Source organism: Enterobacter sp. UPMP2061 (assembly GCF_053709615.1).
In genome coordinates, this window is record NZ_JBSKJP010000004.1 from 123,912 (window position 1) to 136,916 (window position 13,005).

General features: G+C 57.3%; 16 protein-coding genes. 7 read left to right on the forward strand and 9 right to left on the reverse strand.

The annotated features are described in order from the left end of the window. Positions 1-31: 31 nt before the first annotated feature. From ACWKXX_RS11170 to ubiU, 3 genes are all read right to left on the reverse strand, one after another. Positions 32-1,039, reverse strand: a complete 1,008-nt coding sequence (locus tag ACWKXX_RS11170) for a luciferase-like monooxygenase (protein WP_006812112.1) — start codon at positions 1,037-1,039, stop codon at positions 32-34. A gap of 78 nt (positions 1,040-1,117) precedes the next feature. Then, complete coding sequence (locus ACWKXX_RS11175) at positions 1,118-1,996, reverse strand: U32 family peptidase (RefSeq protein ID WP_023295495.1); 879 nt, start codon at positions 1,994-1,996, stop codon at positions 1,118-1,120. Positions 1,997-2,003: 7 nt separating this feature from the next. After that, positions 2,004-2,999: a ubiquinone anaerobic biosynthesis protein UbiU gene (gene ubiU / locus ACWKXX_RS11180; RefSeq protein WP_003861773.1), complete on the reverse strand. Its 996-nt coding sequence runs from the start codon at positions 2,997-2,999 to the stop codon at positions 2,004-2,006. Between the two features lie 221 nt (positions 3,000-3,220). Here ubiU and ubiT point away from each other — a divergent pair, with 221 nt between their 5' ends. Next, positions 3,221-3,745, forward strand: coding sequence for a ubiquinone anaerobic biosynthesis accessory factor UbiT (ubiT, locus tag ACWKXX_RS11185; protein ID WP_063405147.1), 525 nt, complete (start codon positions 3,221-3,223; stop codon positions 3,743-3,745). Then, a complete protein-coding gene (locus tag ACWKXX_RS11190) occupies positions 3,739-4,242 on the forward strand; it encodes a GNAT family N-acetyltransferase (RefSeq protein WP_015571968.1) in 504 nt (167 codons plus the stop codon). The genes ubiT and ACWKXX_RS11190 overlap by 7 nt, the downstream gene beginning before the upstream one ends. Here the strand turns inward: ACWKXX_RS11190 and ACWKXX_RS11195 are convergent. Beyond that, entirely contained in the window at positions 4,229-4,558 is a 330-nt protein-coding gene (locus ACWKXX_RS11195; RefSeq protein ID WP_003861768.1) for a GIY-YIG nuclease family protein, read from the reverse strand. The two genes, ACWKXX_RS11190 and ACWKXX_RS11195, sit on opposite strands and share 14 nt — an antisense overlap. 14 nt (positions 4,559-4,572) lie before the next feature. Here ACWKXX_RS11195 and ACWKXX_RS11200 point away from each other — a divergent pair, with 14 nt between their 5' ends. Continuing rightward, positions 4,573-5,007, forward strand: coding sequence for a YhbP family protein (locus tag ACWKXX_RS11200; protein ID WP_015571966.1), 435 nt, complete (start codon positions 4,573-4,575; stop codon positions 5,005-5,007). Here ACWKXX_RS11200 and ACWKXX_RS11205 read toward each other — a convergent pair. After that, entirely contained in the window at positions 4,987-5,505 is a 519-nt protein-coding gene (locus ACWKXX_RS11205) for a type 1 glutamine amidotransferase domain-containing protein (RefSeq protein WP_015571965.1), read from the reverse strand. The genes ACWKXX_RS11200 and ACWKXX_RS11205 overlap by 21 nt on opposite strands. A 128-nt stretch (positions 5,506-5,633) precedes the next feature. On the opposite strand from ACWKXX_RS11205, the gene ACWKXX_RS11210 reads away from it, so the two are divergent. Then, complete coding sequence (locus tag ACWKXX_RS11210; RefSeq protein ID WP_023304489.1) at positions 5,634-6,278, forward strand: NAD(P)H-binding protein; 645 nt, start codon at positions 5,634-5,636, stop codon at positions 6,276-6,278. Positions 6,279-6,318: 40 nt separating this feature from the next. Further along, a complete protein-coding gene (locus tag ACWKXX_RS11215; protein ID WP_017693924.1) occupies positions 6,319-7,356 on the forward strand; it encodes a permease in 1,038 nt (345 codons plus the stop codon). A 49-nt stretch (positions 7,357-7,405) separates the two neighbouring features. On the opposite strand, the gene dolP is transcribed toward ACWKXX_RS11215, so the two are convergent. From dolP to ACWKXX_RS11235, 4 genes are read right to left on the reverse strand one after another with little or no spacing between them, the layout of a single operon-like run. Next, the gene (dolP, locus tag ACWKXX_RS11220; protein ID WP_006812102.1) at positions 7,406-7,981 is read right to left on the reverse strand and encodes a division/outer membrane stress-associated lipid-binding lipoprotein; all 576 of its coding nucleotides are present in this window, start codon (positions 7,979-7,981) and stop codon (positions 7,406-7,408) included. Positions 7,982-7,990: 9 nt separating this feature from the next. Continuing rightward, positions 7,991-8,581 (reverse strand): DnaA initiator-associating protein DiaA, encoded by a 591-nt coding sequence (diaA, locus tag ACWKXX_RS11225; protein ID WP_003861754.1) that lies wholly within the window; start codon positions 8,579-8,581, stop codon positions 7,991-7,993. A gap of 21 nt (positions 8,582-8,602) precedes the next feature. After that, positions 8,603-8,998, reverse strand: coding sequence for a YraN family protein (locus ACWKXX_RS11230; protein WP_003861751.1), 396 nt, complete (start codon positions 8,996-8,998; stop codon positions 8,603-8,605). Continuing rightward, a complete protein-coding gene (locus ACWKXX_RS11235; RefSeq protein ID WP_023295491.1) occupies positions 8,956-11,094 on the reverse strand; it encodes a penicillin-binding protein activator in 2,139 nt (712 codons plus the stop codon). The genes ACWKXX_RS11230 and ACWKXX_RS11235 overlap by 43 nt, the downstream gene beginning before the upstream one ends. 61 nt (positions 11,095-11,155) lie before the next feature. On the opposite strand from ACWKXX_RS11235, the gene rsmI reads away from it, so the two are divergent. Next, positions 11,156-12,019, forward strand: a complete 864-nt coding sequence (gene rsmI / locus ACWKXX_RS11240) for a 16S rRNA (cytidine(1402)-2'-O)-methyltransferase (protein WP_029739643.1) — start codon at positions 11,156-11,158, stop codon at positions 12,017-12,019. 5 nt (positions 12,020-12,024) lie between these two features. Further along, positions 12,025-13,005 carry a Fic family protein gene (locus tag ACWKXX_RS11245; protein ID WP_017693927.1) on the forward strand — a complete coding sequence of 327 codons (981 nt, stop codon included), beginning with the start codon at positions 12,025-12,027 and terminating at the stop codon, positions 13,003-13,005.

Consider the following 13,005-nt stretch of genomic DNA (forward strand, 5'->3'; position numbering starts at 1 on the left):
TAAGCGAAGCGCCACCGGGCAAAGCAAAAAACTACCCCACCAACTCCTCTTTCACCTGCATCGCCAAATCAAACGAATGCAGACGCGCCTGGTGATCGAAAATCTGGCCGTTAACCATAATCTCATCCGCCTGGGTTTCACGCAGCACCGCCTCCAGCCCGTGACGCACTTTCGCCTTATCACCCACCAGCGACATACTCAGAGCCTGCTGCACGCCATACTGCTCGGAGGCCGACCACAGCTGATGCATATTCTCTACCGGCGGTGGAAGCTGGCCCGTCTCACCGCGACGCAGCTTCACAAACGCCTGCTGCATAGAGGTAAACAGGAATTCCGCGTCGCGGTTGCTGTCGGCAGCAATGATATTGATACACACCATCGCATACGGCTTCTCCAGACGTTCAGACGGTTTGAAGTGCGTACGATAAAGATGCAGTGCCTGATGCAGCATATCCGGTGCGAAGTGGGAAGCGAACGCGAACGGCAGCCCCAGCTGAGCGGCGAGCTGCGCGCTGTACAGGCTTGAGCCTAACAGCCATACCGGGATCTTTTCCCCGTACCCCGGCACAGGACGCACGTGCGGGTTCGGATCCCGCGCGTCAAACCAGTCCACCAGCTCGGCCACATCGCGCGGGAAGTTATCGATATCGCCGCTCATATGGCGACGCAGGGCGCGCATGGTCGGCTGGTCGCTGCCCGGCGCGCGGCCAAGCCCTAGATCAATACGGCCCGGATAAAGGGTATTCAGCGTCCCGAACTGCTCGGCAATCACCAGCGGGGCGTGGTTCGGCAGCATCACACCGCCGGAGCCCAGGTGCAGAGTGGTGGTATTCGCCGCCAGATAGCCAATCAGCACCGAGGTGGCGGCGCTGGCGATGCCCACCATATTGTGGTGCTCCGCCAGCCAGTAGCGGTGATAGCCGCGCTTTTCGGCAAGCTGAGCAAGATCGAGAGAGTGCGTGAAGGCTTCTCTGGCCGAGGAGCCTTGTGGGATCGGCGCCAGATCCAGCACCGAAAACGGAATGGTTTTGTCAGTCATAACAGCTCACTTTGTCGACGGTCAATCTTTAATACTGCATTAAAAAATGATAACCGTTGTTAACAAAGTGAGCCTTTTTTACGCCTGCAATTCCAGCCCGGCGAGACGTCGCCAGTAACCGTTGCAGTCGCTGTTTGCGGTCAACGGTAGCGGCGAGGCGCCGTTTTCGTTGGCGCGGAAGGCGTCCAGCATCGCGAAAACACCGGTATCAAGCGGCGAAAGACGCACCATATCCACCAGCCCGTGCATTGACGCCAGTTCGTTGCCGAGGTTATAGACGTAACCGCTCATGGTCTGAATGCCGTTGAGGACAAACACCTGCTGGTTCTCCTGCGACAGCATACTGCGGCCGTTCGGGTACTTAATGCAGCAGGTTTCGCACTCGTCTTTCGGGCGATCTTCGGAACGTGCGGTGAAGCAGCGGGCAGAGTAGGCCAGCGGCAGATGCCCATAGCTCAGGACTTCCACTTCAAACTTGTTGCGAATGCCCAGCTCTTCGCACTGTGTGAGCAGGTTGGCCAGCCAGTCGCGGGAGAGCTCTACTGGCATGCACCAGCGGGTCATCCCCTGTTTGAGCAACAGGCGCAGGGTCACCGCGTTATAGCAGTTCAGCGCATGTCCGGCGACAAACGGCAGCTTACGCTCGGCACACAGGTTTACCACGCCCAGGTCGCTCGCCTCCAGCAGGAACTCACCGTTTTCGACGTAGCGCTTCAGCTCGCCCAGTTCAGAGGACGCCTGCACCAGCGCCAGCGTCGAGAGCACCACCTGCTTGCCGCTGCCGGCCAGGTTTTTCGCCATATCCAGCCAGTCGCCCACTTTGGTGGCGCGGCGCTTGCTGCACACCGCTTCGCCGAGGTAAATCACATCGGCGCTGCTGTTAGCCGCCTGCTGGTAAAAATCTTCCAGCGTCTCTTTTGGCCAGTAGTAAAGCACCGGCCCTAATGAATATTTCATGATTATCTCACTGCCATTTACGGTGGTACGCGCCGAGCGTAGTTTGGGTGCCTTCAGACATCGCGCCGAGCGTCTCCATCCAGGCCGCTTGTGGAGCATAGTTTTGCGGGTCCGCCATGCAGCGGTCGATGGCCTGACGCCACACCTTCGCCACCTGGCTCACGTAGGCCGGGCTGCGCTGGCGGCCTTCGATTTTCACCGAGGCAATATTGGCGGCCAGCAGTTCCGGCAGCAATTCCAGCGTGTTGAGGCTTGTGGGCTCCTCCAGCGCGTGGTAGCGCTCGCCGTCCACCAGATAGCGGCCCTTACACAGTGTCGGATACCCCGCGTTTTCACCGTCCTGATAGCGGTCAATTAACACGTCATTCAGGCGTGACTCTAGTCCCTGCGGCGTTTGCTGCCAGCGAACGAAGCGGGCAGGCGAGCAGGCGCCGACGGTATTTGGCGATTCCCCGGTGAGATAGGAAGAAAGATAGCAGCGGCCTTCGGCCATGATGCACAGGCTGCCGAAGGCAAAAACCTCCAGCGGCACTGGCGTGACGCGCGCCAGTTGCTTAACCTGATGAATAGAGAGCACGCGCGGCAGCACCACGCGGGCTACGTCAAAGTGTCGATGATAAAAACGCACGGCCTCTTCATTGGTGGCCGATGCCTGAACAGAGACGTGGCGCTCAATATGCGGATAACGTTCTGCCGCATACTCAAGCATGGCGAGGTCAGCCAGGATCAGCGCATCTGCGCCCAGCTGGGCCGCCATATCCACGGCGCGCTGCCAGCGGGCATAGCCATCAGGATGGGCAAAGGTATTGATGGCGATGTGCAGTTTGCGCCGGTGCTGGTGAACGAAGTTAACGGCTTCCTGAAGCTTTTTCTCCGTAAAGTTAAGACCCGCAAAATGGCGGGCGTTGGTATCATCTTTCAGCCCGATATAGACCGCATCGGCCCCATTTTCGATGGCCGCCTTAAGCGCCGGAAGGTTTCCGGCAGGGCAGAGCAGCTCCATAATTTATCCCGATGTTGTCGATCGCAGGGATCGTAAAAAATGTTAACGAGCTGGGATTTTAATTAACCCATACGCGACAATTTTTGATTTAAGGCAGCTAATGGCGTATTGATGGCACCAATAATGAGGTATACCGGACAACGGTTTGTTGATTTACGCCGCTATCTTCTTGTCGGGATATGGCAAAATAGCAGGACTATAGCTATCAGGGAGTAAAGCTCGTGCTGGATAAACTGCGTTCACGTCTCGTACAATTTGGTCCATCAATGCTGAGCGTGCCGGTAAAACTGGCGCCGTTCGCGCTTAAACGCCAGGTGCTGGAACAGGTACTGAGCTGGCAGTTCCGCCAGGCGCTACAGGACGGTGAGCTGGAGTTTCTGGAAGGCCGCTGGTTAAAGATTGAAGTGCGCGATATCGGGTTGCGCTGGTTTACTTCCGTTGAGAACGATCGGCTGATCGTCCGTGAAACCGCCGAGGTGGATGTCAGCTTTAGCGCGGATGCCAGCGATCTGCTGATGATTGCCGCGCGCAAACAGGATCCGGACACGCTCTTCTTCCAGCGTCGTCTGGTGATTGAAGGCGACACGGAGCTCGGTCTGTACGTCAAAAATTTAATGGATGCCATTGAGCTGGAGCAGATGCCGAAAGCGCTGCGTATGATGTTGATGCAAATGGCAGATTTCGTTGAGGCCGGGCTAAAAACCCCGCCGGACAGTAAACACACTTCAGTAGGTGAGCCATGCTGATTCGAGTCGAAATTGGGATTGATGCGCCGGGTATCGATGCGTTGTTACGCCGCTCTTTTGCAGGCGACGCCGAAGCCCAACTGGTTCACGATCTTCGCGAAGATGGCCTGATTACGCTGGGCCTGGTTGCCACCGACGATGAAGGGCAGGTGGTCGGCTACGTGGCCTTCAGCCCGGTGATTGTGCAGGGTGAAGAGTTACAGTGGGTCGGCATGGCGCCGCTGGCTGTGGATGAAAACTACCGTGGCCAGGGCCTGGCTCGCCAGCTGGTCTATGAAGGGCTGGATTCACTGAATGAATTTGGCTATGCCGCTGTCGTCGTTCTGGGCGATCCGGCGTTCTACGAACGTTTAGGTTTTAAGCCAGCGTCCAGATACGATCTGCGCTGCCACTGGCCGGGCACGGAAACATCTTTCCTGGTGCATCCTCTGGCGGATGATGCGCTCGACGGCGTTACCGGTCTGGTGGAGTACCACGATCATTTCAATCGTTTTTAAGCAGGCTTTCGCGTAGCGCCTCGAAAGAGCCGTCCCCGTTGACGAGACGCTCTTTCTGGCGCTTCGTCAGCTGCTTGATGCGGTATTCCAGCCTGAGCGCCAGGGATCTGTCGCCCACGGCGGCTGAAAACGCTAACTGAAGTTCACCTTTCCCCCGCAGCGCCTTCGCCCCTTTCCCCGTTTGATGTTGTAAAAAACGCCGTGCCACATCGGTAGTGATCCCGGTGTAGAGTGCGTTATCAGCGGTTCGGACAAGATAGAGAAACCAGCACACGGTAAACAGATTCAGTATGTTAAGGTGAACGCACCATAGCATGAGAGAGAGCGAAAATGGAAACACTGGCCGCCATTAACCGCTGGCTGGCAAAGCAGCATGTCGTGACCTGGTGCGTCTGTAAAGACGAGGAGATGTGGTGCGCAAATGCCTTTTATTACTACGATCCCGAGCGCGTGGCCTTTTACGTGATGAGCGAAGATAAAACGCGGCATGCGCAGATGACGGGCCAGCGGGCAAAAGTGGCGGGCACGGTAAACGGTCAGCCTAAAACCGTTGCGCTGATCCGCGGGGTCCAGTTTAAAGGCGAAATTCGTCGCCTGGAAGGTGAGGAGAGCGACGCGCAACGTAAACGCTATACGCGCCGCTTCCCGGTGGCCGCGGCGCTAAAAGCCCCGGTGTGGGAAATCCGCCTTGATGAGCTGAAATTTACCGACAACACCCTGGGCTTTGGCAAGAAGCTGCACTGGTTACGCGCCGAGCAGGCGTAGCGCTTCACGGTTAAACGCTGGCAGATCGTCCGGTGTACGGCTGGTGATCAGCTGATCGTTATCGTTCACCACTTCCTGATCGTAGAACTCGGCTCCCGCGTTTTTCAGATCGATAACGATCGGCTTCACCGCGGTGAGCTTACGCCCGCGTACCACCTCGGCGCTGATCAGCAGCTGCGGACCGTGGCAAATGGCAAATACCGGTTTACCGGTGCCGACGAAGTCACGGGTAAAGGTGACGAAACGCTCGTCTCCGCGCAGGGAATCCGGTGAATGACCGCCCGGTAACAGCAGGGCGTCGAAATCCGACGGGCTGACGTTATCAATGGATTCGTCAATGGTCACGCTGGCTTCGCCCTTATGGCCCTTCACGGTTTTACCCGCTTCTTTCTCGATGGTGACCACCTCGTGGCCCGCCTTGCGGAATGCCTCTGCTGGCGACGTAAATTCTGAATCTTCAAACTCGTCGGTAATCAAGACTGCGATTTTTTTACCCATGCTTCCTCCGTTGTTTTCGCTTCAGACTGTTTTTTTCCCGTTTGTGGTAAATACTTACCGGTAACAGACTTTTAAGTGTGGTAGAGCAGGCCCAGAACGCAAACGGACAATTCTGTAAAGGGGATAAGATGAGTCAGGTACTGATTACCGGCGCAACCGGGCTGGTGGGTGGACATCTGCTGCGGCTGCTGATCCAGGATCGGCATATCAATTATATCGCCGCCCCGACGCGTCGCCCGCTGTTGGATATCACCGGCGTCTATAACCCGCACGATCCACAGCTCACCGACGCGCTGGCGCAGGTGCAGGATCCCATTGATATCGCCTTTTGCTGCCTTGGCACCACCCGACGGGAAGCGGGCAGTAAAGAAGCTTTTGTCCATGCGGATTACACACTGGTGGTGGATACCGCCCTGACGGCGAAAAAGCTGGGCGCAAAACATTTCCTGGTGGTCAGCGCGCACGGCGCGAACGCAGGCTCGCCGTTTTTTTACAACCAGGTGAAGGGCAAAATGGAAGAGGCGTTAATCGCGCAGAAATGGGAGCGCCTGACCATCGCGCGGCCTTCCATGCTGATGGGGCACCGTGACGAACGTCGTTTTAACGAGTCTTTTTTCGCTCCGCTGTTTCGCATCCTGCCGGGTAACTGGAAGTCCATCGAGGCGCGGGATGTCGCGCTGGCGATGCTAAAAGAGGCGCTGGCTCCGTCGCAGGAGGGGGTTAATATTATCCCTTCGGCAAAACTGCGTGAAATCGCGCAGGGCGAGGCGTAAACTTCCCCGGCTTATTAAATAACACCTTCCGGGGAATGGTATGACTGGTCAGTCTTCATCTCAGGCGGCAACACCTGTTCAGTGGTGGAAGCCCGCACTCTTCTTTCTCGTGGTCATCATTGGCCTCTGGTATGTGAAATGGCAGCCTTACTACGGTAAAGCCTTCACCGCCGCCGACACCCACAGCATCGGTAAATCGATTCTCGCGCAGGCCGATTCCAGCCCGCTACGCGCGGCGTGGGATTACGCCATGGTCTATTTTCTTGCCGTCTGGAAAGCGGCGGTATTGGGCGTATTGCTGGGCTCGCTGATTCAGGTACTTATCCCGCGTAACTGGCTGGTGAAAACCCTGGGACAGCCGCGCTTGCAGGGCACGCTGCTGGGGACGATTTTCTCCCTGCCGGGCATGATGTGCTCCTGCTGCGCCGCACCGGTGGCGGCGGGTATGCGCCGACAGCGCGTGTCGATGGGCGGCGCGCTTGCCTTCTGGATGGGTAACCCCCTGCTGAACCCGGCAACGCTGGTATTTATGGGCTTCGTTCTCGGCTGGCATTTCGCGTTTATCCGTCTGGCGGCTGGCCTGCTGACGGTGGTGCTTGTCGCTACGCTGGTGCAGCACCTGGTGAAAGACAACGAGGCCGGGCCTGCCTCCGTTGAGCTGGACGTCAGCGAGCCGCAGGGCAATTTCTTTGCTCGCTGGGGCAAAGCGCTGTGGCAGCTTTTCTGGAGCACCATTCCGGTCTATATCCTGGCCGTACTGGTGCTGGGGGCGGCGCGCGTCTGGCTGTTCCCGCATGCGGATGGCGCTATCGACAACACGCTGATGTGGGTGATTGCGATGGCGGTGGCCGGGTGCCTGTTTGTGATCCCAACCGCGGCGGAGATCCCGATTATTCAGACCATGATGATGGCTGGTATGGGGACCGCACCGGCGCTGGCGCTGCTCATCACGCTGCCGGCGGTGAGCCTGCCGTCGCTTATCATGCTGCGTAAGTCATTCCCGGCGAAAGCGCTGTGGCTGACTGCGGGGCTGGTGGCGTTGAGCGGAGTGATTGTGGGGAGTATGGCGCTTGTGTGAAAAAAGCCCGGTGGCGCTAGCGCTTACCGGGCCTGTAGTCAGGTGGTAATTACTTAATGTAAGTAAAGGCGGTGGTGACGTGTTTCACGCCGCTCACCCGGCTGGCGATATCCGCCGCCGCTTTCCCTTCACGTTCCGTCACCAGACCCAGCAGGAACACTTCGCCGTTCTCCGTGGTCACTTTCACGTTTGAGGATTTCACCTGGTCGGTACCCAGCAGCTGGGAACGCACTTTGGTGGTGATCCAGGTATCAGATGACGCGGTGCCGAGACCAATCGGCTGGCCCTGGCGGATCTCGTTAAACACTTCCGCCGTGCCTTCCACACCCATCGCGATCTGTTTGGCGCGCGAGGCGAGTTCAGGATTTGGCGCCTGGCCTGCCAGCAGCACTTTGCCCTGATAAGCCGTCACGTTGATGCGTGCTTCCTTCTTGATCTGCTCGTCTTTCGACAGCGCACTGTTTACGCGCAGCTCAAGCGTACCGTCATCCACCTGCGTCCCAACGGTGCGCGGATCGGTCGCTGCTTTGGTGCCGACCGCTGCGGTGCCGACTACAGCGGCAGCGATGCATCCCTGAAGCAGTAATGCAGACATCACGACTGCAAGGGCCGATAAAACCTTCATGAGAACTCCTTAATCATCCTGGTGAGGGAAAAGCGTGTTATCGATCAGATCGCATAAGCAGTTCACCGTGAGCATATGCATCTCCTGGATGCGGGCGCTACGGTGCGAAGGAATGCGGATCTCCACATCCTGCGGCCCCAGCAGGCCAGCCAGCTCTCCGCCGTCGTAACCGGTCAGGGCGACAATCGTCATATCCCGGGTCACTGCCGCTTCAACCGCTTTAACGATATCCCGGCTGTTACCGCGCGTGGAGATCGCCAGCAGCACGTCTCCGGCATGGCCTAAGGCGCGCACCTGCTTGGCGTAGATTTCGTCATGCAGACGATCGTTGGCAATCGCAGTTAAGACCACGTTATCGGTGTTTAGTGCAATGGCAGGTAAACTCGGGCGCTCGGTTTCGAAGCGATTGATCATGCTGGCAGCAAAATGCTGTGCGTTGGCGGCGGACGTGCCATTGCCACAACAGAGGATTTTGTTGCCGTTGAGCAGCGACTGAACCAGCGTCATCGCTGCACGCGAGATCGCGTCCGGAAGGGCTTCCGCCGCGGCAATCTGCGTTTGAATGCTTTCTGTGAAGCACACTTTAATTCGTTCGAGCACGGTATCCCTTTAAAATCTTATTTATGCGTCTTCGCCAAACGCGTTTTTAAGCCAGTCGATCGCATTTCCGGTGAAGGCTACCACATCGAAACGGCAATCCACAGTATCAAAACTCCCATTATGGCGGGCAAGCCACAAGTGGGCAGTCTGTAATAATTTTTGTTGTTTGGCGAGCGTCACGCTGGCGGCAGCACCGCCAAAACGGGACGACTGTCGGTAGCGAACTTCAACAAACACGATGGTCTGACCGTCTTTCATGATCAGGTCAATCTCGCCGCCGCGCCCGCGAACGTTGGCGGCGACAAAGCGCAGTCCTTTGCCTTCAAGCCAGCGACGCGCCTTTAACTCCCACGCGTCGCCGGTCTGTTTACGGCTTAACTGGCCGGGACAATCTGCCCCTGCTGGTATTTGAGCCATGATAACTTCCTGTTAATCACACAATCCTGATCGGCGGTCAGATCGCCGGTATTCCCGTTAAGCTCGAAGCCCGGTACCTGACGCATCTGGGTGAAGTGGTTTGCCAGCGCCCAGGCATCGACGCCCATCGCGTACAGACGCGCCAGGGAATAGTCATTGCGCACCGCGCCCAGCGCCTGCTGCATCAACTGCGGGTTGCTGCCTGCCAGCATGGGGATCTCGCTGTATTGCAGTCCTTCCATTTCCAGACGGAAATCCGGGCCTGCGGTACCCTGTGCGCTGCGTGAGCTGGCGTAGAGCGTTGCACCGCTCTGGCTGCCGTTACGCATGGCGATCATCGGTTTGATAAAGGCGATCTCTTCCGGCGTAGCGACGATGTACGCCGAATCCACTTTACCGCCGCCGCTGATTTGCGCGTCGGTAGGTGGTGCCGGGATCGTCAGACCGCCGATGGTGACGCTCTGCTGCTGCGGCAGGCTGGCGGATACCGGGCTACCGTTGAGGGCAATACCTGCCCCGCCGTTCACGCCCGCTCTCAGTTCGGAAGCTGAGCCAAATTTCTGCTGCAACACCACGCCACCGCCAAGGGTCTGCCACTCTTGCGCAAACGCGTTGGCAACGCGATCGCCCAGCGTGCTGCGTGGGATCAGCAGCAGCGGCGCCTGCTTGCCCTGCTCGTGAATATGGCGGGCCGCATCGCGGGCTTCATCCTCCGGAGAGAGGGCGAAGTAACAGATATTGGCGCGGTTCTGAACCTGCTCAGGCTGGTTAAGCGCCAGCACGTTCAGCGTGGTGTTGCTCTTCATCAGCGCTTCCACGTTGTTTTTCAACAGCGGGCCGACAACGATGCTGGCCCCGTCCTGCTGAACCTGCGCCAGCACCTGGTCAAGCGGCTGGGCGCTGGTGTCGTAGATTTTCAACTCTGCACCAGGATTAGCGCTGGTGGTGGCCACAGCCTGCGGCTGGGTTGCTGGCTGCTGTTCCGGCTGCGCGGTTTGCGGCTGAGGTTGTTCTGCCGTCGCGGGCGCCGGTGTTTCAGCCGGGGCCTGTGTTGCCGCAGGCGCTGGGGTAGCAGGCTGCGTCGTTGGGGCGGTAACCGGATTCTGCATGGTGCCCTGCGCAGGGGTTTGCGCGGTGGTCAGGTCGCTGGTTTCGGCGGCGGACGGGCTGACAACGTCATTCACATTCGCCGCCTGTGCAGCCTGCGCCGGAACCGCGCTGCCGCTGACGGCGGTGGTGCCGTTTTTCGCGGCTTCAAAACCTTGCTGAATGGCGCGACCAAACACCGCAGCCTGACCGTTTAACGGCAGCAGCAGGGCGATTTTGCTGGTGGAGGCGGGCTTAAAGTTTTGCACGTTCACCAGCTGCGTTGGCAGCATTTTCGCTCCCGGGTTTTGCGGGTAACGCTTTTGCCAGTCGGTAATGCCGGCTTTCAGCATGTTCGGATCGCTTCGGTTGTTGAACCACATCTGTTGCAGATCCAGCCAGCCTTGCAGGACATTTTCATCGGCGTTGATTACCAGCGCCTTGGCCTGATCCTGGGTCATGGAGGCGAGCGCCTGCCAGGTTGCGTCAATATTTTTTTGCTTGTCTGCACCCGCGAGCAGAGGCTCCTGGGCAATCAGCGCGCGGAGTAGCGTCAGGGAAGGGCGACCCTGCTCAGCGGTGATACCGGCCTGCCAGAAACGGGCCTGCTGGTTTTTATCCAGCGTGCTGAGATCGATGGTGCCGAGGATCTTCTTCGCGCCGTCGTAATCTTTTTGCGCGACCTTCAGTTCTGCCGACAGCAGCGTCTGCTCATGGCGCTGAGTGTCGTTAAGATCCTGCGGCAGCTGGCTGAACAGCTCGGCGGCCTGCTGGGTTTTCCCTTCTTTCAGCAGTGCACGAATGGCGAGTAATTGCCAGTTGATCCTGGTATCATTTGTACTCTGCGACATTTGTTGCAGATAAAAGCCAGAATCAGCCTGAGCGGATCCCTGCATATGAGCAGTGCTCTGGTCAGGTGCCTGGGTGCCGCAGCCGGTAAAGATCAGGGCTGCCAGCAGGAGGGGCACGCTGTGCGCGGCTTTTTTTCGAAGAAACGTTAACGGTACCATACTGTATCCAGTGATTTTTTTACGCAATGCTCAATATTAAATCGGCAATACGGACGAAACAATGAAACAACACGAAACGGCAGATAATTCTCAAGGCCAGCTTTATATTGTACCTACTCCTATCGGGAATTTGTCTGATATTACCCAACGTGCGCTCACCGTATTGCAAGCTGTTGATTTAATTGCGGCTGAAGACACCCGTCATACCGGTTTACTGCTACAACACTTTGCCATCAACGCCCGTTTGTTTGCCCTGCACGATCACAATGAGCAACAAAAAGCCGAAACGCTGGTGGCGAAGCTTAAAGAAGGGCAGAACATCGCGCTGGTCTCCGATGCGGGAACGCCGCTGATCAACGATCCGGGCTACCATCTGGTACGCACCTGCCGGGAAGCTGGCATCCGCGTTGTGCCGCTGCCGGGGCCGTGCGCGGCGATTGCGGCGTTAAGCGCTGCGGGTCTGCCGTCCGATCGTTTCTGCTACGAAGGTTTCCTGCCTGCTAAATCCAAAGGCCGTCGCGATGTGTTAAAGGATCTGGAAGCTGAACCGCGTACGTTGATCTTCTACGAATCAACCCACCGTCTGCTGGAAAGCCTGGAAGATATGGTGACCGTCTGGGGCGAAGCCCGCTATGTGGTGCTGGCGCGCGAGCTGACCAAAACGTGGGAAACCATTCACGGTGCGCCGGTTGGCGAACTGCTGGCGTGGGTGAAAGAGGATGAAAACCGCCGCAAGGGCGAAATGGTGCTGATTGTTGAAGGCCACAAAGCGCAGGAAGACGCTCTGCCTGCCGATGCGCTGCGTACGCTGGCTTTGCTACAGGCTGAACTCCCCCTGAAAAAAGCAGCGGCGCTGGCGGCGGAGATCCACGGCGTGAAGAAAAATGCGCTGTATAAATATGCGCTGGAGCAGCAGGGGGAGTAAGCCAAATGAGCCGCTATCAGCCTCCCTTCACCATCACACCCTTTATCCTCAATCAGGTGGTTGAGATTGGTGAACTATTGGGGCATTGGGCGGCACATTCAGGCAGAACTTCGCCACTCCTGCGTAAAGAGAACCGTATTCGAACTATTCAGGCATCGCTAGCCATTGAGCACAACTCGCTGACGACAGGGCAGGTGACGGCAATCATGGATGGCAAACGCGTGCTTGCACCTGAAAAAGATATTCAGGAAGTACGCAATGCTATCCTGGCATATGAGAAACTGCCCGAATGGAAGCCCTGGAAGCTCAACGACTTACTCAGTGCACACCGATTATTAATGATGGGTCTGGTCGATCATCCCGGAAAGCTCAGAAATGGGGACGTAGGGGTGTACCGTGGAAACCAGTTAGTCCACATGGCTCCGCCAGCCTCACAGATGAACCGCCTTATCGACGATCTTCTTTCCTGGCTTAAGCAAACCGATCTTCACCCGCTGATTGCCAGTTCGGTATTTCACTACGAGTTTGAATTTATTCATCCCTTTTCGGATGGAAATGGCCGCATGGGGCGGCTGTGGCAAACGTTGATCTTAAGCCAGTGGCGTGCAGAACTTGCATGGCTGCCCGTTGAAACACTCATTCACTTCCAGCAAGCGCGCTATTATCAGATTTTAGGACAATGCGATCGGGCCAGTGACTGCACGGCATTCGTGGCGTTTATGTTGCAAAATTTGGCCGAAGCTTTGCGGGAAGGCATCGATATGACATCCGCCATGTCGGAAAAAATGTCGGAAGAATTGTCGGAAAAGGAACACACTATCCTTGAATTGCTTACCGTTCAACCGCAAATGACTGCGGTGATGTTGGCCTCTGTATTGGGCGTGACTTCCCGCACCGCGGAACGTTATCTTCGTTCTTTGCAAACAAAAGGTAAATTAAAACGCCTTGGGGCAAGGAAAGGGGGAAGCTGGCAGGTCATGGCTTAA

Bases quoted from the DNA above. Each gene is read 5' to 3' on its own strand.
- ACWKXX_RS11245 (WP_017693927.1), top strand. From the start codon at position 12,025: ATGAGCCGCTATCAGCCTCCCTTCACCATCACACCCTTTATCCTCAAT.
- ACWKXX_RS11200 (WP_015571966.1), top strand. From the start codon at position 4,573: ATGGAAACACTGGCCGCCATTAACCGCTGGCTGGCAAAGCAGCATGTC.
- ACWKXX_RS11175 (WP_023295495.1), bottom strand. From the start codon at position 1,996: ATGAAATATTCATTAGGGCCGGTGCTTTACTACTGGCCAAAAGAGACG.
- ubiU (WP_003861773.1), bottom strand. From the start codon at position 2,999: ATGGAGCTGCTCTGCCCTGCCGGAAACCTTCCGGCGCTTAAGGCGGCC.
- ACWKXX_RS11205 (WP_015571965.1), bottom strand. From the start codon at position 5,505: ATGGGTAAAAAAATCGCAGTCTTGATTACCGACGAGTTTGAAGATTCA.
- ACWKXX_RS11170 (WP_006812112.1), bottom strand. From the start codon at position 1,039: ATGACTGACAAAACCATTCCGTTTTCGGTGCTGGATCTGGCGCCGATC.
- ACWKXX_RS11195 (WP_003861768.1), bottom strand. From the start codon at position 4,558: ATGCTATGGTGCGTTCACCTTAACATACTGAATCTGTTTACCGTGTGC.
- ACWKXX_RS11215 (WP_017693924.1), top strand. From the start codon at position 6,319: ATGACTGGTCAGTCTTCATCTCAGGCGGCAACACCTGTTCAGTGGTGG.
- ACWKXX_RS11235 (WP_023295491.1), bottom strand. From the start codon at position 11,094: ATGGTACCGTTAACGTTTCTTCGAAAAAAAGCCGCGCACAGCGTGCCC.
- dolP (WP_006812102.1), bottom strand. From the start codon at position 7,981: ATGAAGGTTTTATCGGCCCTTGCAGTCGTGATGTCTGCATTACTGCTT.
- ACWKXX_RS11230 (WP_003861751.1), bottom strand. From the start codon at position 8,998: ATGGCTCAAATACCAGCAGGGGCAGATTGTCCCGGCCAGTTAAGCCGT.
- rsmI (WP_029739643.1), top strand. From the start codon at position 11,156: ATGAAACAACACGAAACGGCAGATAATTCTCAAGGCCAGCTTTATATT.
- ACWKXX_RS11210 (WP_023304489.1), top strand. From the start codon at position 5,634: ATGAGTCAGGTACTGATTACCGGCGCAACCGGGCTGGTGGGTGGACAT.
- ACWKXX_RS11190 (WP_015571968.1), top strand. From the start codon at position 3,739: ATGCTGATTCGAGTCGAAATTGGGATTGATGCGCCGGGTATCGATGCG.